Genomic DNA, 17,019 nt, shown 5'->3' on the forward strand with positions numbered 1-17,019 from the left:
CACCCCCCCGCGCGTCCGCGACCCCGCCCCCCCCCCCCCGCCCGCACCGCCCCCACCCCCCGCTGCCCCCCCCGCCCCCCCCGCCGCCCCCCCCCCCCCCCCCCCGGCGGCCCCCCCCCCCCCCGCTTCGGTACTAACCGCCGCCTGCCGCACCGTAGTGCGGCATCGCATGGTTCCGGAGCTGACGCCCGGTGACCTTCTCGGACCGTATCCGGACGAAATGATCGCGCCGCCCCTCAGCCCACGGCTGCACGAACGTCCCGGCGACCTCCACCTGTTCGTCCACGTCGGTGATGTGCTCGGCATGCCCGACGATCGTCACGCTCCAGCCGGTGCGTAGATCGGCATCGAGCTCGTCGGCCTCGAACGCCACCACCTGGTGATCGGTCGCGGCGATCAGCTTGGGCCCGCCGGCCACCCGGATCACCACATCGTCATGCCACACCCGGAAGTTGACGGGCTGCACGGCCGGCAATGCGTCCTCGGTGAACACCAACCTGCCGACGCGTACCCCCTCCAGGAGATCCAGGCACTGTCGGCGGGTGAGGACGCCGAGTTCAGATCCCTTCATGGCGATCAACCTCCTTGTACCAGTTGAAGGGTACCCACCGGAGTGCTGCGCCAGTGGCCAATGCTGATATCGACCAGACGGGCAACCGCATGTTCGATGCCGCGGGCCAGTTCGGTCACATCCGGTGCCGCGTCGTAATCGCCGATCACTCCGAAGACCAGGCGGTCGGCATAGCTCATGATGGCGATTCCGGTTCGCAGCTGCATCGCGAGCGGCGGAATCGGAAGCAACCGGACGATGTCACAACCCATGACACGCAATCGATTCCGCGGACCCGGCACATTCGTGGCCACGGTGACGACGCCGCGCTGCGGCAACCGGGTCAGCGCCCGCACCGTCCATGCGGTGAGCGGGAACGGAATCGCATTCGCGGCTGACACCAGGATGTTCCCCGCTTCGCGCTGTCCGCTGGCCTTGGCCCTGGACAGCCTGGAATGCACGGCGCGCAACTGCTGCAGCGGATCGGCCTTGTCGACCGGAAGGTACGGCAACATCACCGATACGCGGTTGTCGGTCCGATCATCCGCATCCGCGGAGCGCACCGAAACCGGCACCAGGGTGCGCAGTGCGTCGCGCGTCGGTGTCTCACCGCGACGGATGAGTGTGTTGCGGAACGTGTCGGTGATCGCCGCCAGGGCAACATCATTGACGGTCACGCCCAATTCCCGGCATACCGTGTCGACGTCGTCCAACGACACCTCGCCGGTGGCATAGCGTCGCATGCTGGTCACCGGTCCGGTCAACGAGGTTGCGGCCGCCGGACGCAGCAGACCGGTGACGATGTCGAGAGCCCCGTGTACTGCCTGCATCGCGGCGACGGGCAGCCCGCTCGAGATGCGCCACGCCTTACCGAGCCAGTCGACAGGGCTGAAAACAGCTGTTCCCCTGGATGCTTGACGTGTCACACCGTTGCCCACCACAGCACCGTCATCGCACAGTCGGCTCAGCAGGCGCGTGGCCGCGATCCCGTCGGCGATGCAGTGGTGGACCTTCAGCAGGATCGCCCACCTGTTGTCCTCCAGGCCGTCGACGATCCAGCACTCCCACAACGGCCGGTCCCGGTCGAGACGGCGTTCCATGATGTCGGCGGCCCACCGGCACAGCGCCGCATCGTCACCGGGATGAGGTAGCGCGGCATAGCGAATGTGGTGTGCCGCATCGAAGTTGATGTCTTCGACCCAGCGGGGCGCGCCGAGGTCGAGCGGCTGGGTGTGCAGCAGTTGATGCAAGCGGGGTGCGGTCAGGGCACGTTCGGCCAGCGATGCCACGACGGTCTCGGGGCGCGGCATCGGCCCGTCCAGCACGGCGATCGCCCCGATCGCCAGGCTCGCGTGCCGGTCGGAGTCCTCCGCTTCCAGGAACCCCGCGTCAAGTGCGGTCAGCTGCTCCATAGAACGATGGTCCGCCCTTTGGCCCTGCCCGGGCAGGGCCAAAGGTCCCTATTGTCCGATCCGACGCGGTCAGTATTGGCGGTAGCGCCGTTGCACGTGCTCCTGACGAATGCGCACTTGATCTCTGCGTTCATCCCCGGCGATCCGCCGCGTGGTGCCGGGAAGGTGCGCACGCACGTCAGCCTGCGGCATCGCGGTCACCTTGATGAGTGGCAGTTCCGACGTCGGCTCCGAGTAGGTCCAGCGGAACGTAAGGAAGCCGGTCTGGTGTCCGCAGGTGTCGAGCCAGTTCGGCACCCCTGGGTCGGAGTCGGCGATCACATAGCGCAGCGTCCCGTCCGGATCGGGTTCGGACTGGAATCCGTTGAGGCTGCTGATGCGGTTGGCGTAATCGAGAGATTCCCCCCAGAGGTTGGACAGGTGGAAACCCATATAGGCCGGTGGGGTTGGGATGGTGACCTCGACCAGCAGCGCCTCCCCCGCCTCCAGGTCGTAGACGCCGCCGGAGTACACGTTGGTGCTCTGCCCTCCGCCGGTCGCGAGGTTGGCGCCCATCGGTGTATTGAGTGCATTGCGGGGCATGAAGGTGACGCCGTCGCCGTTCTTGTCGCCGTTGGCCTCGAGGACGATGTCGTAGAACTCATTCCAGAACCTCATCTGATTCTCGACGAGCTCACCGACCCGGCGCAGATTTGCAGCGGCCGTTTCGGGGTCGATCGACCCCGGATGGGATCCTTCCGCACCGATCCGGGCGATGTGAAGATCGGGCGACGCTTCGTTCTCCCAGTCGTGAAAGAGCATGCGGGCGATGACGTAACGCGCGCCGGCCCCGTCCGCTGCCGCGGTGCACAGGAAATTCCCGGTGTGACCGTCGGGCCGATGTGGAGCCAGGAGGATCTCGAACCCGCCGCCGTCGTCGACGAGCAGATCCGACGTATCGAGGATCCCGGTCACCACGCGGCCGCCCGGTCCCAGTTCAGCGAGACTGCCGGAATCTCCGGCGTACACCGTGTGTGCCTCGAAGATCATGTACTGCGGTGGTTTCGCGTGATCGGCCAACCGGCCCCGTATCCGGTAGCTGCGGGCGCCGTCGATGGCCGCCGACAGGTACAGGGCGTCGGCGTTGTCGATGGTGGCCTTGTCGATCGGCTGGATCGCGCGCCGGAAGTACGGGAAGTCGGGATCCTCGCAGAACGCCCGCTCGATCGCACTGAACGCGAAACCCATCAGGTACCGATGGCCTTCGGCGACGCCCAGTGCGTTCACCTCAGGGGCGTGCAGGTCCGGGGAAACGACCGCTTCGCGTGCCCGGCTGAGGGCTGCGATCATGTCCGTCCATGCCGCTTCCAGCACGAGTTGCCCTGATTCAGTTGACATGCGCTTCCCTTTCCTCGATATCCCACTGGTATTGATCGAACAGATCGGCCAGCCGGTTCTGGATCTCGTGCGGATCGAGACCGAACTCGGCCAGGCTGTAGCGATGGGCCGACTCATGACCGCCCCGAGCCTCGGCCGCGATGAATGCGCGCTCCGCCGCCGGCCCCACGTCGAGCCCGAGATCGTCGTAGATTCGTCTCATCGTGCTCGCCGGAGTACCGACCAGATCGCGGTAATCGACCACGCTGGAACGAATCTCGGGATGCCGGGCCAGCACCTCGAGCGGATGCGTATAGGTATCCACCGACTGGTCGGCGAGGACGCGTAGTGAGTTCAGGACCAGTTGCTCGTTGCGGCCCCTCAGCGTCCACTCGGTCTTCATCAGCTTGAGGAGGCTCGGTATGGTTTCGTAGGGGTTGCGCATCGGCACAACGATTTTCGCGTCGGGAAAGGTCTCGATCAGCGTTTCCACCCGGCCACAGAACGTGGGATTCTTGCTCAGGTGGGTGCCGCCGCCGTTGAGCGCGAGCTGACGCCGCACGCATTCCTTGTAGAACGTCATCATCCGCCGCCGCTTCCGCGCCGGCCAGCGGTCGACGTGATAGAAGTCCAGCTCGCCCATGTACGGGAAGGCCACGATCCAGAAGCCTGAGCTCAACGACCACGTGAGCAGTGCATCGTCCTCCTCCGGAACGAAGAATCCCGTCTTGTGGATGTCGTCGGTGGGAGCAAAGGCACGTTCTTCGACCTGATCGAGCCGGCGGCGCACGCGTCCGCCCGTCGCCGCATCGATGCGGAACATCAGACGTAGCAACTTCTTCTGCAGCAGCGAGGGGAAGAACAGCTCATACATGAGGGCATAGCTGAACTGCGGATCTTCGGCCATCAAGCGGTGCAGGTAGGTGGTGCCGCTTCGGGCGTGCCCGATACAGAACGTGGGTTTTAGCACTTCGGTGCGTCGTAGCGACGGGAACAGCAAGGGGTCGAGCGCGAAACACAGCGCGTGAAAGCCCGCGACCAGCGGGACACCCAGCACGAACCGCAGAAACCGCACTCGGTGATTGCGCTGCATCGTGTCGCCGCGCAACAACCGTGCCATCGTGAAGTAGTTGGACCAGTCGAAGTAGAAACGCACCCCGGCCATCGGCTCTCCTTGAACTATTGATTTGGGAACGGGCCGACTGCAACGTAAGCCGCATTGGTTGACTATGTCAATCGATTGACATAGTCAACCAATGCGAGCTACCGTGCCTCGCCATGAAGGTCTTCGCCGCAATGGCGCCGGACATGCCGCTGGCACAGGTCGCCGGCTACGCCAAGCGAATCGAGAGTCTGGGTTTCGACGGCTTGCACATCGCCGAAACAATCCACGACTCGCTCGCGGCGGCACTTCTGGCCGTCGAACACACCGAGCGACTTGTCATTCGAACCGCTGTGACCTTGGCGTTCGTGCGCAGCCCGATGCTCATGGCCTACACCGCGTGGGATCTGGCGATCTTGTCCGAAGGCCGCTTCGAGCTCGGGTTGGGTACACAGGTCCGGCAGAACATCGAAGGCCGATTCGGAATGCCGTGGAGCGAGCCCCGCGCACGGATGGCCGACTACATCGCTGCCCTGAACGCCATCTTCACGGCCTTCCGCACCGGGGAGCCCGTCAACCACGAAGGGCAGGCCTACCGGATCAACCGGCTGCAGCCCTACTTCAATCCGGGTCCGAAAGAGCTTGACCCGCCCAGAATCTGGCTGGGCGCGGTCAATGCCGGCATGTGTGAACTGGCCGGTAGCGTCGCCCACGGCGTCGTCACCCACTCGACGAACTCAGACCCGCAGTTTCTGCGCGACGTCGTACGACCCGCAGTGGCACGGGGCGCGCAGATGTCGGACCGCCACGAAGAACCGCGTGTCATCGCCTCGACCGCCATCGCCACCGGCCCGACAGATCAGAGCGTCATCCGAGAGCGCGAACGCCAACGCCGCATGCTGGCTTTCCTGCTCTCGACTCCGTCCTACGCGACCGCACTCAAACGACGAGGCTGGACCGACCTTGCCGTCGACCTCCGACATCTCACGAAACAGGAACGGTGGAAAGATCTTTCGTCGATTCTTAACGACGACGTGCTCGACGAACTCGTCACCATCGGACGATACGACCAACTGCCCGCGCTGCTGCGGACGAAGTATGCGGGCCTCGCCGACGGCGTGGTCCTCCCACCCGTGGACGTGGATGACGATGAGGGGCTCTCGAACTGCGTCAGGGACATCCAGACCGGTCACGACCGAAGTAGCCTTGGTACAAATTGACGAGGCAACCCTAGAAGTACCCGATCGGAGCTGACGTGCCGGCGAACCGCAAGATGGACTCGGTGGACTCCATCAGTGCCACGCTCGCGCGGATTGTGCGGCTGAACCTCAGCCGGTCGGCGTTCAAACGGCAAGCGATCACGGCAGATGCCGAACTGTCGCAGCCGTCCTACGCCCTGTTGCGCGTCCTGATCGACGAGGGTCCGCTACCCACGGGCCAACTCGCGAAGATGGCACATATGGACGTCGGCATGACCACCCGCCGCGTACAGGCGCTGGTCAAGGCAGGACTCATCACCCGGCACGCCGATCTCGCCGATGGGCGCATCTCCATTGTCACGGTCACGCCCGCCGGAGAGAAGGCCGCCGCCGCGCTACAGGACCTGCGGCGGGAACACCTGGCGCGCGCACTGTCGGGCTGGAGCGCGGCAGATCTTCAGGAACTCGATCGCCTGTTGACAAGATTTCTCGACGACACCAAGCAAACACCGATCGTCGAATACTGAGGCGGCTTTCACCAGCCCCGGCGCTGCGGCCGTGATCCGACCAACTCACTTCGCTCGGCGACATCACGGCTGCGATACACGACGTAGGGCCGGAACAGGTACCCGATCGGGGCGCTGAACACGTGCACCAGCCGGGTGAACGGCCACAGGCAGAACAGCACCAACGCGATCATCACGTGGATGTGGAAGTACACCGGCGCCTGCGCCATCAGGTCGCCGCGGGGCTGGAAGATCCAGATCGACCGGAACCACGGCGACACGGTTTCGCGGTAGTCGTGCTCGGCGCCCTCCGGCGTCGCCCCGATCGCGGTGCACGCGAAGCCCGCCACCATCGCCGCCACCAGCACCACGTACATCGTCTTGTCGTTGACCGTGGTGGCCATGAAGACCGGACCGGTGACGCGGCGGCGGTAGATCAGCAGCGCGATGCCGACCAGGGCGGCAATGCCGGCGATGCCGCCCAGGATCACCGCCTGGAGGTGATAGACGTGATCACTCATCACCAGGTTCATCCACGACTCTGGGATGAACAGGCCGATGACGTGCCCGATGAACACCACCAGCATGCCGAAGTGGAACATCGGGCTGGCGACCCGCAGCAACCGCGACTCATAGAGCTGCGATGAACGTGTGGTCCAGCCGAACTTGTCGTACCGGTAACGCCACCAGGTGCCGACGGCAACCGTCGCCAGGGTCACGTACGGCACCACGTCCCAGAAGATCTCCCAGTTCATCGCAGCGGTCTCCTTACGCCCTACGTGGCGGCACGGTCAGTTGAAAAGGTTGCAGTCCAACGGATTCAGCTGGCGGACCGGCCATCATGAGTTGTGCCACGTCGTCGACCGAGGCCAGGGACGGCAGTGTTCCGGCCACTGCAGCGACAACCGGTGAGTACGGCGAACCCCCGTCGGCCAACGCGCGCGCAACCACGCCGATCGGTACCCGGTACTTGGCGAGCAGCCGTCGGCCCGCATCGGGGTCGACCGTGGCGGCGAACTCCAGCACCACCGGAAGATGGTCCGGTGCCTCACCTTTCGGTATCTCAACCCCCGCGGCACGATAGGCCTGGGTGAATTCGACCATGTCCGCGCCGCGGTTTCGGGTGTCCCCGGACGTCCAGTACGTCAGGAGCATGGTGCAGCGCTTCTGCAGGTCGAAGGTCTCGACGTATTCCTGCGCCAACTCCATGGTGGGTCGAAGGCTCAGCCCGACAACGGTTTCGCCCAGCAGCACCCTGGGCTCACCGGTGACGTGATCCAGCAGACGGGCCGCGGCCTGCAGCCGGTCGGCATGGCCGTCGTCCGGGTAGGCGAGCATCAGCGACGCTGCCTGCCACACCAGGCGGTCCTGCAGGCCGCTGTCGCGGGAGCGACGAGTCAGGCCGCTGTCGCGGGAGCGACGAGTTAGGCCGCTGTCGCGGGAGCGACGAGTCAGGCCGCTGTCGGAGCGGCTTCTACGCTTCCTCACTCGTCCTCCTAATCCTGCGGGAACATGCCCGACGGTGTTCCCCTACCGTCCCAGTTGAGCAGATTCACCCGCGACGGCCGCTGGGCGTTGGCAGCCATGCCGCCGCTGGTCTGCCGGGACTGGAGCGCATGGAAGGTCTCCACCGCCACCGGAATCGGCCCGCCACTGGCCTCGCCGAACGGACCCGACTCGTACATTCCGGGCCCGCCCTCGAACGACAGCGAGCAGCCGGGCTCCTCCGCGCCCGGTATCGCCTCCGAGCTGTATGCGGTCGGAATGACGTAACGCTCTTCATATTTGGCGATGGCCAGCAGGCGGTACATCTCGTACATCTGTTCCTCGGTCATGCCGACGGCGGCCGGAATGTGCGGCTGGGTCTGCCGGCCGAGATTGATGTCACGCATGTAGGACCGCATCGCCGCCAGCCGACGCAACACCCCTTCGACGACGGCGGTGTCCCCCGCGGTGAACAACCCGGCCAGGTACTCGATCGGGATGCGCAACGCTTCCAGCGCCCCGAAGAGATTGCCGACGTCCTCGCCGTCGTGGCCGTCCCGGCTGACCGCGTCGACCACCGGCGACAGCGGCGGGATGTACCACACCATCGGCACCGTCCGGAACTCCGGATGCAACGGCAGCGCAACGCTATAGGTGTGGATGAGCTTGTACACCGGTGAACGCTGCGCGGCCTCGATCCACTCGTCGGAGATGCCCTCGGCCCGGGCCCCGGCGATCACCTCGGGGTCGGTCGGGTCGAGCAGGATCTGCCGCTGCGCCTCATACAGGTCCTTCTCGTCCGGCACCGACGCCGCGTCCAGGACCCGGTCGACGTCGTAGAGCACCAGCCCGAGATAGCGCAACCGGCCCACGCAGGTTTCCGAACACACTGTCGGCAAACCCACCTCGATGCGCGGATAACACATCGTGCATTTCTCGGCCTTGCCGGTCTTGTGGTTGAAATAGACCTTCTTGTAAGGGCATCCGGACACGCACATGCGCCAGCCGCGGCAGCGGTCCTGATCGACCAGCACGATGCCGTCCTCGGACCGCTTGTACATCGCACCCGACGGGCAGGACGCCACACACGCCGGATTCAGGCAGTGCTCGCAGATCCGGGGCAGATAGAACATGAAGGTCTGCTCGAATTCGAGCTTGATCTGCTCGCTGACCTGCTTGAGGACCGGGTCCCCCGGCACGATCTCCGGCGAGCCGGCCAGATCGTCGTCCCAGTTCGCCGACCAAGACACCTTCATCGGTTTTCCGGTGATCAGGCTGCGCGGCGGCGCGGTCGGGATGTGCTCACCCAGGGGTGCCGAGGTCAGGTTCTCGTAGTCGTAGGTCCACGGCTCGTAGTAGTCGTCGATCGACGGCAACTTCGGGTTCGCGAAGATCCTGGCCAGCTTGGCCAGGCGGCCGCCGTCGCGCAGTCGCAGTCGGCCACGCCGGTCCAGCTTCCACCCCCCGCGCCACTTCTCCTGATCCTGATAGGTGCGTGGATAGCCCTGTCCTGGTCGGGTTTCGACGTTGTTGAACCAGACGTACTCGGTGCCGGCCCGGTTGGTCCAGGCCTGTTTGCAGGTCACCGAACAGGTCTGACACCCGATGCACTTGTCGAGGTTCATCACCATCGCCATCTGGGCCATGACCTTCACTGGTACTTCACCTCCTGCGAGCGGCGGCGAACCACCGTCACTTCATCACGCTGATTTCCGGTGGGGCCGAGATAGTTCCAGGCAAACGAGTGCTGCGCGTACCCGCCGGCCAGATGACTGGGCTTGACCAACAGCCGGGTCAGCGAATTGTGAATGCCGCCGCGGGTTCCGGTGGTTTCGGTCAGCGGTACGTCGATGGTCCGCTCCTGGGCGTGGTAGACGTAGACCACACCTTCGGGCATGCGGTGGCTGACGACGGCGCGGCACACCAGCACCCCGTTGCGGTTCACCGCCTCGATCCAATCGTTGTCTTTCACCTCGATCTTCGCCGCATCCAACGGGCTCATCCACATGGTGGGGCCACCGCGTGACAGCGAGAGCATGAACAGGTTGTCCTGATACTCCGAGTGGATCGACCACTTCGAGTGCGGGGTCAGATACCGCACCGTCAGGCCGATGCCGTCGCGCCCGAGCTTGGATTCGCCGAACAATCTCGCCATGTCCAACGGGGGCCGGTAAATCGGCAGCTGCTCGCCGAGTTCCTCCAGCCAGTCGTGATCGACGTAGAAGTGCATTCGCCCGGTGAGCGTGTGGAACGGCTTGAGTTCTTCGATGTTCACCGTGAACGGCGCGTAGCGGCGGCCGCCCGTCTCACTGCCCGACCACTCCGGGCTGGTGATCACCGGAACCGGCCTGGCCTGGGTGTCGGCGTAGGTGATCCGGCGTTCCTCACTACCTTCGGCCAGGTGCACCAGTCTGCGCCCGGTGCGCTTCTCCAACTCCTTGAAGCCCTCGACGGCGAGCCGACCGTTGGACGTGCCCGACAGTGCGAGGACGACATCGCACATCCGCTCGGCCGTGGTGATCGCGGGCCGGCCCTGTGCCGCACCGGAATCCATCACCCCGAACTTCGCGGCGAGCTCGAGGACCTCCTGCTCTGGGTAGGTGGTGATGCCCTTGGTGGTCAGGCCCAGGCTCTCGACCAGCGGACCGAGTGCCGACCATTTCTCGGCGATCGTCGTGTAGTCACGCTCCACGACCACCAGCGGTCCCATCGTCTTGCCTGGCACCGGTGTCTCACCGGTGGTCCGCCAATCATGCTCGGTGCCACCGGGATAGGCCATTGCACCAGGGGTGTCGTGCTGCAGCGTGCCCATCACCACATCGGTGCGGGTGCCAAGGTGCCGGGCCGCCAGAGCACTGAATGCCCGCGCGATCGCCCCGAAAGCCTCGAAGTCCGAGCGGGTTTCCCAAGGCGGGTCCACAGCCGGGCTGAACGCGTGCACGTACGGATGCATGTCCGTGCTGGACAGGTCGGCCTTCTCGTACCAGGTCGCTGCGGGAAGCACCACATCAGAGAGCAGAGTCGTCGACGTCATGCGGAAGTCGATGGACATCAGCAGGTCGAGCTTGCCCTCCGGGATGTCCTCGGTCCACGCCACGTCATTGGGCCGCAAGTCCTCCGCGGCCGGCTCGGCCTGAACATTCGAGGTCGTGCCCAGCAGGTGCCGCAGGAAGTACTCGTTGCCCTTGCTGGAAGAGCCCAGCAGGTTGGCCCGCCAGACATTGAGCACCCGCGGCCAGTTGACCGGATTGTCCGGATCGGTGACCGCGAGTTTCAGCCCGCCACTTGCCAACTGCTCGGCGACATACTCCGGCACCTCTCGGCCGGCCGCCTTGGCCTCGTCCACCACGTCCAGGCTTGACCGGTCGAACTGCGGGAAGAAGGGCGTCCACCCCATGGCTACTGCCGAAGTCAGCACGTCCATTGTGTGTTTGTCGCGGAACCGACCCCGCCCGACCGGACTCGACAGGGCGTCGGCCCGGTATCCGTCGTAACGCCACTGGTCGGTGTGGGCATACCAGTACGACGTGCCCGCCATCTGCCGTGGCGGACGCGACCAGTCGGTGCCCATCGCCATCGCGGCCCACCCGGTCACCGGGCGGCATTTCTCCTGCCCCACGTAATGCGCCCAGCCGCCGCCGTTGCGGCCCATCGAACCGGTGAGCAACAGCAGCGCCAGCACCGCCCGGTAGGTGGCGTCGCCGTGGAACCACTGGCAGATACCGGCACCCATGATGATCATCGACCGGCCGCCGGATTCCTCGGCATTGCGGGCGAATTCGCGTGCCACCCGGATGGCCTGACCCGCAGACACTCCGGTGATCTGCTCCTGCCACGCCGGGGTGTAGGGCCGAGTGGCGTCGTCGTAGCCGGAGGGCCAGTCTCCGGGTAGGCCGGGACGGTGCACGCCGTACTGGGCCAGCATCAGGTCGAACACCGTGCACACCAGGTGCTCGCCGACCCGCCGCACCGGCACGCCCCGCTGCAGGGTGGCGCCGGATCCGTCGACCGTGTCGAAACGCGGCAGCGTGATCTCGGCAGTCTCGAAGATGTCCCCCAACACAGTCAGGGCCGGAGTCAGGTTTTCGAGGTCGAGGTTCCACTTGCCGACGCCATCTTTGCCGAAGCGGAATCCGAGCGAGCCCTGCGGCACCGCGACGCTGTTGCTGACACCGTCGAGCAGCACCGGCTTGAACGCCGCATTCTCCTGCTCGGCTATCACCCCGCCGAGATCTGCTGCGGTGAGGTTCTTCCCGGGAACCAGCGCACCGTCGCGCTCTTCGAGCTTGACCAGAAACGGCAGATCCGTGAACTGGCGCACGTAGTCGACGAAGAACGGAACACGGTTCTGCACAAAGCACTCGTCGAGGATGACGTGACCCATCGCCATCGCCAGCGCACCGTCGGTGCCCGCCGCGCACGGCATCCACTCATCGGCGAACTTGGTGTTATCGGCGTAATCCGGGCTGACCGTGACCACTTTCGTGCCGCGATAACGGACCTCGGCCATCCAGTGCGCGTCGGGTGTGCGTGTCACCGGGACGTTGGATCCCCACATCATCAGATACGACGCGTCCCACCAGTCCCCGGACTCGGGCACGTCGGTCTGATCGCCGAACACCTGCGGGGAGGCCACCGGCAGATCGGCATACCAGTCGTAGAACGACGTCATCACCCCACCGATGAGCTCCACGAACCGGGACCCCGCCGCGAACGACACCATCGACATCGCCGGGATCGGCGAGAACCCGGCCACCCGGTCCGGCCCGTAGGTCTTGATCGTGTGCACGTGCGCGGCGGCGATCATCTCGGTGGCCTCGGACCAGGTCACCCGGACCAGACCACCCTTGCCCCGGGCCTGGTGATATCGCTTGCGGCGCAAGGGATCACCCTGGATGTCGGCCCAGGCCAACACGGGATCCTTCAGGCGGTCCTTGGCTTCCCGGTACATGTCGACCAGCACGCCACGCGCATACGGGTACCGCACCCGCGTCGGCGAATAGGTGTACCAGGAGAACGCCGCGCCGCGCGGGCAACCGCGAGGCTCGTACTCAGGGCGGTCGGGACCGACCGACGGGTAGTCGGTCTCCTGGGTTTCCCAGGTGATGATCCCGTCCTTGACATAGATCTTCCAGGAGCATGATCCGGTGCAGTTCACCCCGTGTGTGGAGCGCACCACCTTGTCGTGGCTCCACCGGTCGCGGTAGAACACGTCGCCCTCACGCCCTCCCTTGCGGGTGACGGTACGCAGGTCGCCGGAGAATTCACCGGGGGTGAAGAAGCGGCCACTGCGCTCGAGCAGTTCCTCAATCGATCCGCCGACGTGGGGCTTGCTCATCAACGGGCCTCCTTGGCCGGCTCGGGCTCGTGGGCATGCAATCGGAGTGCGGTGTATCCGAACGCCACCAATGCCGTCGCCACCAACAGCACAAGTCCGACCGAGTAGTCGTGATCCACAGCGTCGTACGTCGCACCCATCACCAACGGTGGGAAGTAGCCACCCAAACCACCTGCCGCAGCGACGATTCCGGTGACCGAGCCCACCTCCTTGGCCGGTGACCGGCGAGCCACCCAGGCGAAGACGCCGCCGGTGCCGATGCCCAGGAAGATCGCCAAACCGATGAAAGTTGCCGCCGACCACACATCCGGCGGCGGTTGGAACATCGCAATGAAGGCGAGTACCGCGGTCCCGGCGAAGGAAGTGAGCACCACGAACTTGGGAGGTATCCGGTCCGAGAGCGCACCGCCGACCGGCCGGGCCAGCACCGCGGCCAACGCAAATCCCGCTGTGCGAGAGCCCGCTTCGACGGAGGAGAACTCGTACACGTTCTTGAGGTAGGTCGGCAGGTAGTTGCTGAACGCCACGAATCCGCCAAAGACCACGGCGTACAGGAACGACATCTCCCATGTCACGGGAAGTTTCAGGGCCGACTTGAGTTTCGGCAGCACCGGATCGGTATTCGGCTGGAATGCCGGCGAATTGCGCATCGCCACAAGGCACAACACCGCCGTCAACGCCAGGGCCACCGCGATGATGAGGTGGGTGGGAAACAATCCGAACCACCGCACAAATCTCGGCGTGAAGAACGCCGACAGCGCCGTACCCACCATTCCCATGCCGAACACACCGGTCGCATAGCCGCGCCGCGAGGGCTCGTACCAGTTGTTGGCGAACGGAATTCCGACGGCGAATACGGTTCCGGCAACACCCAGGAAGAATCCGCACACCAACAACATGGGGTAGGACCTGGCCTCGCCGGCCGCACCGACCGCCAGTACCGGCACGATCGAGGCCAACGTCACCGCGAGGAACATGGTGCGACCGCCGTACCGATCGGTCAGCGCCCCGACCGCTATACGGCCGAGCGATCCGACGAGTATCGGCGTGGCGACGAGCATCGAGGCTTGCGTGGCGCTGAGTCTCATGTCACCGGCGTAGGTGGTGGACAGCGGCCCGATCATGTTCCAGGCCCAGAAATTGATGGCCGAGACCCAGGTGGCCAGCAACAGATTCATGCTCTGCCCTTGGCCCAGGTACGGCGTTCTTGCCGTGGTCACCCGTCTAGCGAAGCATCCGCCTACGGCACGCGCGCTGGTTTCAGTGAAACGTTATCTACAACATCGGCGTTGTTTACGCGCGTCTCGGACCGAGCGCGGCCGCCAGATCCGCAAGCCAGGCCCGGTCGGCGGGTACCCATGGCAGATCGTCGAGTTCGTCGACGGTGACCCAGCGCAGCGCCCGGTGGTCGTGCGGCTGCGGGCTGCCCGCGGTCAGAGTTGCCCGGTAGGCGCGCAGCGTCATACCGGAGTGCAACGCCACGTCCGCTCCCAGCCGGGCACCGACGCTCACCTCGACGCCCAGCTCCTCCCGCAATTCGCGTGCCAGGGCGTCGGCGTCACTCTCGCCGGGGGCCACCTTGCCACCGGGCAGTTCCCACAGCCCCGCAAGCTCCGGCGGCCGTTGCCGTTGGGCGACCAACAGCCTGGCTTCCGAGAACAGGGCACCGGCTACGACGATCTGTTCTTCCATCGCGCCCGACGGTATACCGTCGGGCATATGGCCGTGTTATCGAACGATCAGGTCGACGCCGCACTGCCCGATCTGCCGGGCTGGGAACGCGCGGCGGGCGCCCTGCGCAGATCCACCAAATTCCCGACGTTCCTCGACGGCATCGACGCGGTACGCCGCGTCGCCGAATTCGCCGAGGAGAAGGACCATCATCCGGACATCGATATCCGATGGCGCACAGTCACTTTCGCCTTGGTGACACATTCCGCCGGCGGGATCACCGAGAAGGACATTCAGATGGCCAAGGAGATCAACCGGATTCTGGCCGACCAGCCGGCCTAGGCGCGCTGGTCGCACTCGTCGCGATCCAGGCCAGCGTCGCCAGCGTCGCGACGATGTAGACCAGCCCGGCCCAGGCCAGATACCAGGGCCGGCCGATCTCCCAGATCGTCGGCTGCGCGAAGCTGAGCAGCCACGGCACACCGACCAGCGTCAGCCCCAGCCAGCCCCAGCCCAGGATCTGCGCTCCCACCCGATCGGCCAGCGGCCCGTGCAGCAACCAGATCATCAGCGGCATCAGCCAGACCCAGTGGTGCGTCCACGAAATCGGTGAAAGCAGCAACCCGAACAGGCTCACGATCACGATCCCGCCCAGCCGGTCCGCGCTGCCGCCGATGGCCCGCCATGCCAGCACCGCAAGGACCGCGGTGACGGCGATGCCGAGCAGCACCGCCGGACCGTATCCCGCGTCATGGCCGAGGATCCGGGAGATCCCGCCGCGCCAGGATTGGTTGAACGACGTTCCGATGGGCCCGATCCGACTCGCGTCACCCAGTAGTTCGGTGAAGTACCGGCGCGCCTGATCCCCGATCACCAACGCCGACACCGCCACCGTGCCGAAGAACACCGCGGCCGAGAACACCACGGTGGCCCAGCGCCGTGCGCCCAGGAAGTAGAGCCCCGACACCGCGGGCGTGAGTTTCACCCCAGCCGCCAGGCCCACCAGCAACCCCGACAGCCACCAGCGATTGCTGTAGACGGCATAGAGCACCGCCAGCACCAGAACGACATTGACCTGTCCGTAGTCGAAGGTGCTGCGCAGCGGCTCGGTCCAGATGCCGACAGCCGTCCACAACATCGCGACACGCCGGGGAGCCGGGCCGCCGAGCAACAGCTGACTGACCCGCACCACGCCGTACAGCGCGGCGATGATGCCGATCTGCCAGCAGAACGCGACCAGTCCGAAGGGCAGCAGATGCAGTGGGTAGAACACCACCGCGGCGAACGGCGGATAGGTGAAAGGCAGTGGGAAATCCGGTGTCTGGTCCGCGTAGACGTAGTCATAGAGCGCGCCGGGACCGTCCAGGGTGGCGGCGCCGCCGACGTAGACGTGCAGGTCGACGAAGTTGGCGCCGTTGGGAACGAGATACGTCCACGCCAGGCGCGCCGCAATGCTGAGGACCAGCAACACAGGCGCCAGACGGTAGAGCCGCGCGGTTGCTGAGACGTGGGTGGCCGGTTCGGTGTTAACGGACACGACTTTAGCGACCCGCTCGGTTCGTCACGCCACCGTGGCTCCCGACGCGTCACGCGCAAGACACTGCGAGATAACGAATTCGGTCAGAGCAGTAACGGTTGAATAACCGCCACACGTGTCACTTGAGTCCCACCAGTAACTCGATAGTTTCGCCTTCAGACGTGCAAGCAACCGATTGGGAGAACCATGATCTTCACCTGGAAAGCACTTTCCACCAGCATGATCGCGGCCGCCGGCGCAGTCCCGGTCGCGTTGGCCCTCAGCGCCGCAGCGAACGCCGAACCGGTGGCCCCGGCCCCGGTCCCCGCGCCGAACCTGCCGATCGTCAACCAACTCGCCGGCGTGCCGGCCGCCGCGCCGCAACTGCTGCAGGGTGTGAGCTCCGCGTTGACCGGCACCCCTGCCGCCGCACCGGCTCCGGTTCCGTCGGCCACCGCCTCGGTGACACTGCCGCAGGCACCGGCAGCTGCCGCACCGGCTGCGACGTCACCGCTCGGGTCGCTGCTGCCCGGCGCGACCGCCCCGGCTGCGGCACCGGCGGTTCCGGCCGCGACCGCACCGGTCTCGGGCCCGGCATCCCTGATCCCCTCGGCCGAGCTGACTATCCCGCAGGTGCCCGGGATGCCCTTCCCGCTGCCCCAGAAGGTGAACATCCCGGGTGATCTGGCCTCGCTGGCTCCGGTCGCGGCTCAGACGGCTTTGCCCACCGCGGCAGCCCCGTTGGCCCCGGCAGCGGCAGCGGCTCCGGCAGTTGTGGCTCCGGCAGCCGCGGCCCCCGCTGCCCTCAACCCGGAGGTCATGGCACTGGCTCCCCTGCTGACCGCCGGCCTGCCCTGATCCCCGAACTGGTCTGACCGCCCGAA

Annotated in this window: 15 protein-coding genes; 4 read left to right on the forward strand and 11 right to left on the reverse strand. The window is 65.8% G+C overall.

Features of this window, described 5'->3' with window-relative positions; translation table 11 throughout:
* Positions 1-133: 133 nt before the first annotated feature.
* From AB0I14_RS23155 to AB0I14_RS23170, 4 genes are all read right to left on the reverse strand, one after another.
* Positions 134-571, reverse strand: coding sequence for a pyridoxamine 5'-phosphate oxidase family protein (locus tag AB0I14_RS23155; RefSeq protein ID WP_358026440.1), 438 nt, complete (start codon positions 569-571; stop codon positions 134-136).
* Positions 572-576: 5 nt separating this feature from the next.
* The gene (locus AB0I14_RS23160; protein WP_358026443.1) at positions 577-1,962 is read right to left on the reverse strand and encodes a wax ester/triacylglycerol synthase family O-acyltransferase; all 1,386 of its coding nucleotides are present in this window, start codon (positions 1,960-1,962) and stop codon (positions 577-579) included.
* Positions 1,963-2,031: 69 nt separating this feature from the next.
* Positions 2,032-3,339 (reverse strand): hypothetical protein, encoded by a 1,308-nt coding sequence (locus tag AB0I14_RS23165; protein WP_358026446.1) that lies wholly within the window; start codon positions 3,337-3,339, stop codon positions 2,032-2,034.
* Positions 3,329-4,483 carry a sulfotransferase gene (locus tag AB0I14_RS23170; RefSeq protein WP_358026448.1) on the reverse strand — a complete coding sequence of 385 codons (1,155 nt, stop codon included), beginning with the start codon at positions 4,481-4,483 and terminating at the stop codon, positions 3,329-3,331. Before AB0I14_RS23170 ends, AB0I14_RS23165 begins: the two co-directional genes overlap by 11 nt.
* A gap of 113 nt (positions 4,484-4,596) precedes the next feature.
* Here AB0I14_RS23170 and AB0I14_RS23175 point away from each other — a divergent pair, with 113 nt between their 5' ends.
* A complete protein-coding gene (locus AB0I14_RS23175; protein WP_358026450.1) occupies positions 4,597-5,640 on the forward strand; it encodes a TIGR03617 family F420-dependent LLM class oxidoreductase in 1,044 nt (347 codons plus the stop codon).
* Positions 5,641-5,675: 35 nt separating this feature from the next.
* A complete protein-coding gene (locus AB0I14_RS23180; RefSeq protein WP_358026452.1) occupies positions 5,676-6,146 on the forward strand; it encodes a MarR family winged helix-turn-helix transcriptional regulator in 471 nt (156 codons plus the stop codon).
* A gap of 8 nt (positions 6,147-6,154) precedes the next feature.
* On the opposite strand, the gene narI is transcribed toward AB0I14_RS23180, so the two are convergent.
* The 6 genes from narI to AB0I14_RS23210 form a co-directional block, all read right to left on the reverse strand.
* A complete protein-coding gene (narI, locus tag AB0I14_RS23185) occupies positions 6,155-6,880 on the reverse strand; it encodes a respiratory nitrate reductase subunit gamma (protein WP_358026455.1) in 726 nt (241 codons plus the stop codon).
* A gap of 13 nt (positions 6,881-6,893) precedes the next feature.
* Entirely contained in the window at positions 6,894-7,463 is a 570-nt protein-coding gene (gene narJ / locus AB0I14_RS23190) for a nitrate reductase molybdenum cofactor assembly chaperone (RefSeq protein WP_358027278.1), read from the reverse strand.
* A 158-nt stretch (positions 7,464-7,621) separates the two neighbouring features.
* Positions 7,622-9,265 (reverse strand): nitrate reductase subunit beta, encoded by a 1,644-nt coding sequence (narH, locus tag AB0I14_RS23195; protein WP_358026458.1) that lies wholly within the window; start codon positions 9,263-9,265, stop codon positions 7,622-7,624.
* Positions 9,262-12,948: a nitrate reductase subunit alpha gene (locus AB0I14_RS23200; RefSeq protein ID WP_358026460.1), complete on the reverse strand. Its 3,687-nt coding sequence runs from the start codon at positions 12,946-12,948 to the stop codon at positions 9,262-9,264. The genes narH and AB0I14_RS23200 overlap by 4 nt, the downstream gene beginning before the upstream one ends.
* The gene (locus AB0I14_RS23205; protein WP_358027280.1) at positions 12,948-14,126 is read right to left on the reverse strand and encodes a nitrate/nitrite transporter; all 1,179 of its coding nucleotides are present in this window, start codon (positions 14,124-14,126) and stop codon (positions 12,948-12,950) included. Before AB0I14_RS23205 ends, AB0I14_RS23200 begins: the two co-directional genes overlap by 1 nt.
* A gap of 115 nt (positions 14,127-14,241) precedes the next feature.
* The gene (locus tag AB0I14_RS23210) at positions 14,242-14,640 is read right to left on the reverse strand and encodes a (deoxy)nucleoside triphosphate pyrophosphohydrolase (protein ID WP_358026463.1); all 399 of its coding nucleotides are present in this window, start codon (positions 14,638-14,640) and stop codon (positions 14,242-14,244) included.
* Positions 14,641-14,667: 27 nt separating this feature from the next.
* Here AB0I14_RS23210 and AB0I14_RS23215 point away from each other — a divergent pair, with 27 nt between their 5' ends.
* Positions 14,668-14,961, forward strand: a complete 294-nt coding sequence (locus AB0I14_RS23215) for a 4a-hydroxytetrahydrobiopterin dehydratase (RefSeq protein WP_358026466.1) — start codon at positions 14,668-14,670, stop codon at positions 14,959-14,961.
* Here AB0I14_RS23215 and AB0I14_RS23220 read toward each other — a convergent pair.
* Positions 14,930-16,156 carry a mannosyltransferase gene (locus AB0I14_RS23220; protein ID WP_358026469.1) on the reverse strand — a complete coding sequence of 409 codons (1,227 nt, stop codon included), beginning with the start codon at positions 16,154-16,156 and terminating at the stop codon, positions 14,930-14,932. The genes AB0I14_RS23215 and AB0I14_RS23220 overlap by 32 nt on opposite strands.
* A 186-nt stretch (positions 16,157-16,342) precedes the next feature.
* Here AB0I14_RS23220 and AB0I14_RS23225 point away from each other — a divergent pair, with 186 nt between their 5' ends.
* Positions 16,343-16,993, forward strand: a complete 651-nt coding sequence (locus tag AB0I14_RS23225; RefSeq protein ID WP_358026472.1) for a hypothetical protein — start codon at positions 16,343-16,345, stop codon at positions 16,991-16,993.
* Positions 16,994-17,019 lie beyond the last annotated feature (26 nt).

Source organism: Mycobacterium sp. NPDC050441 (assembly GCF_040655355.1).
Classification (GTDB): domain Bacteria; phylum Actinomycetota; class Actinomycetes; order Mycobacteriales; family Mycobacteriaceae; genus Mycobacterium.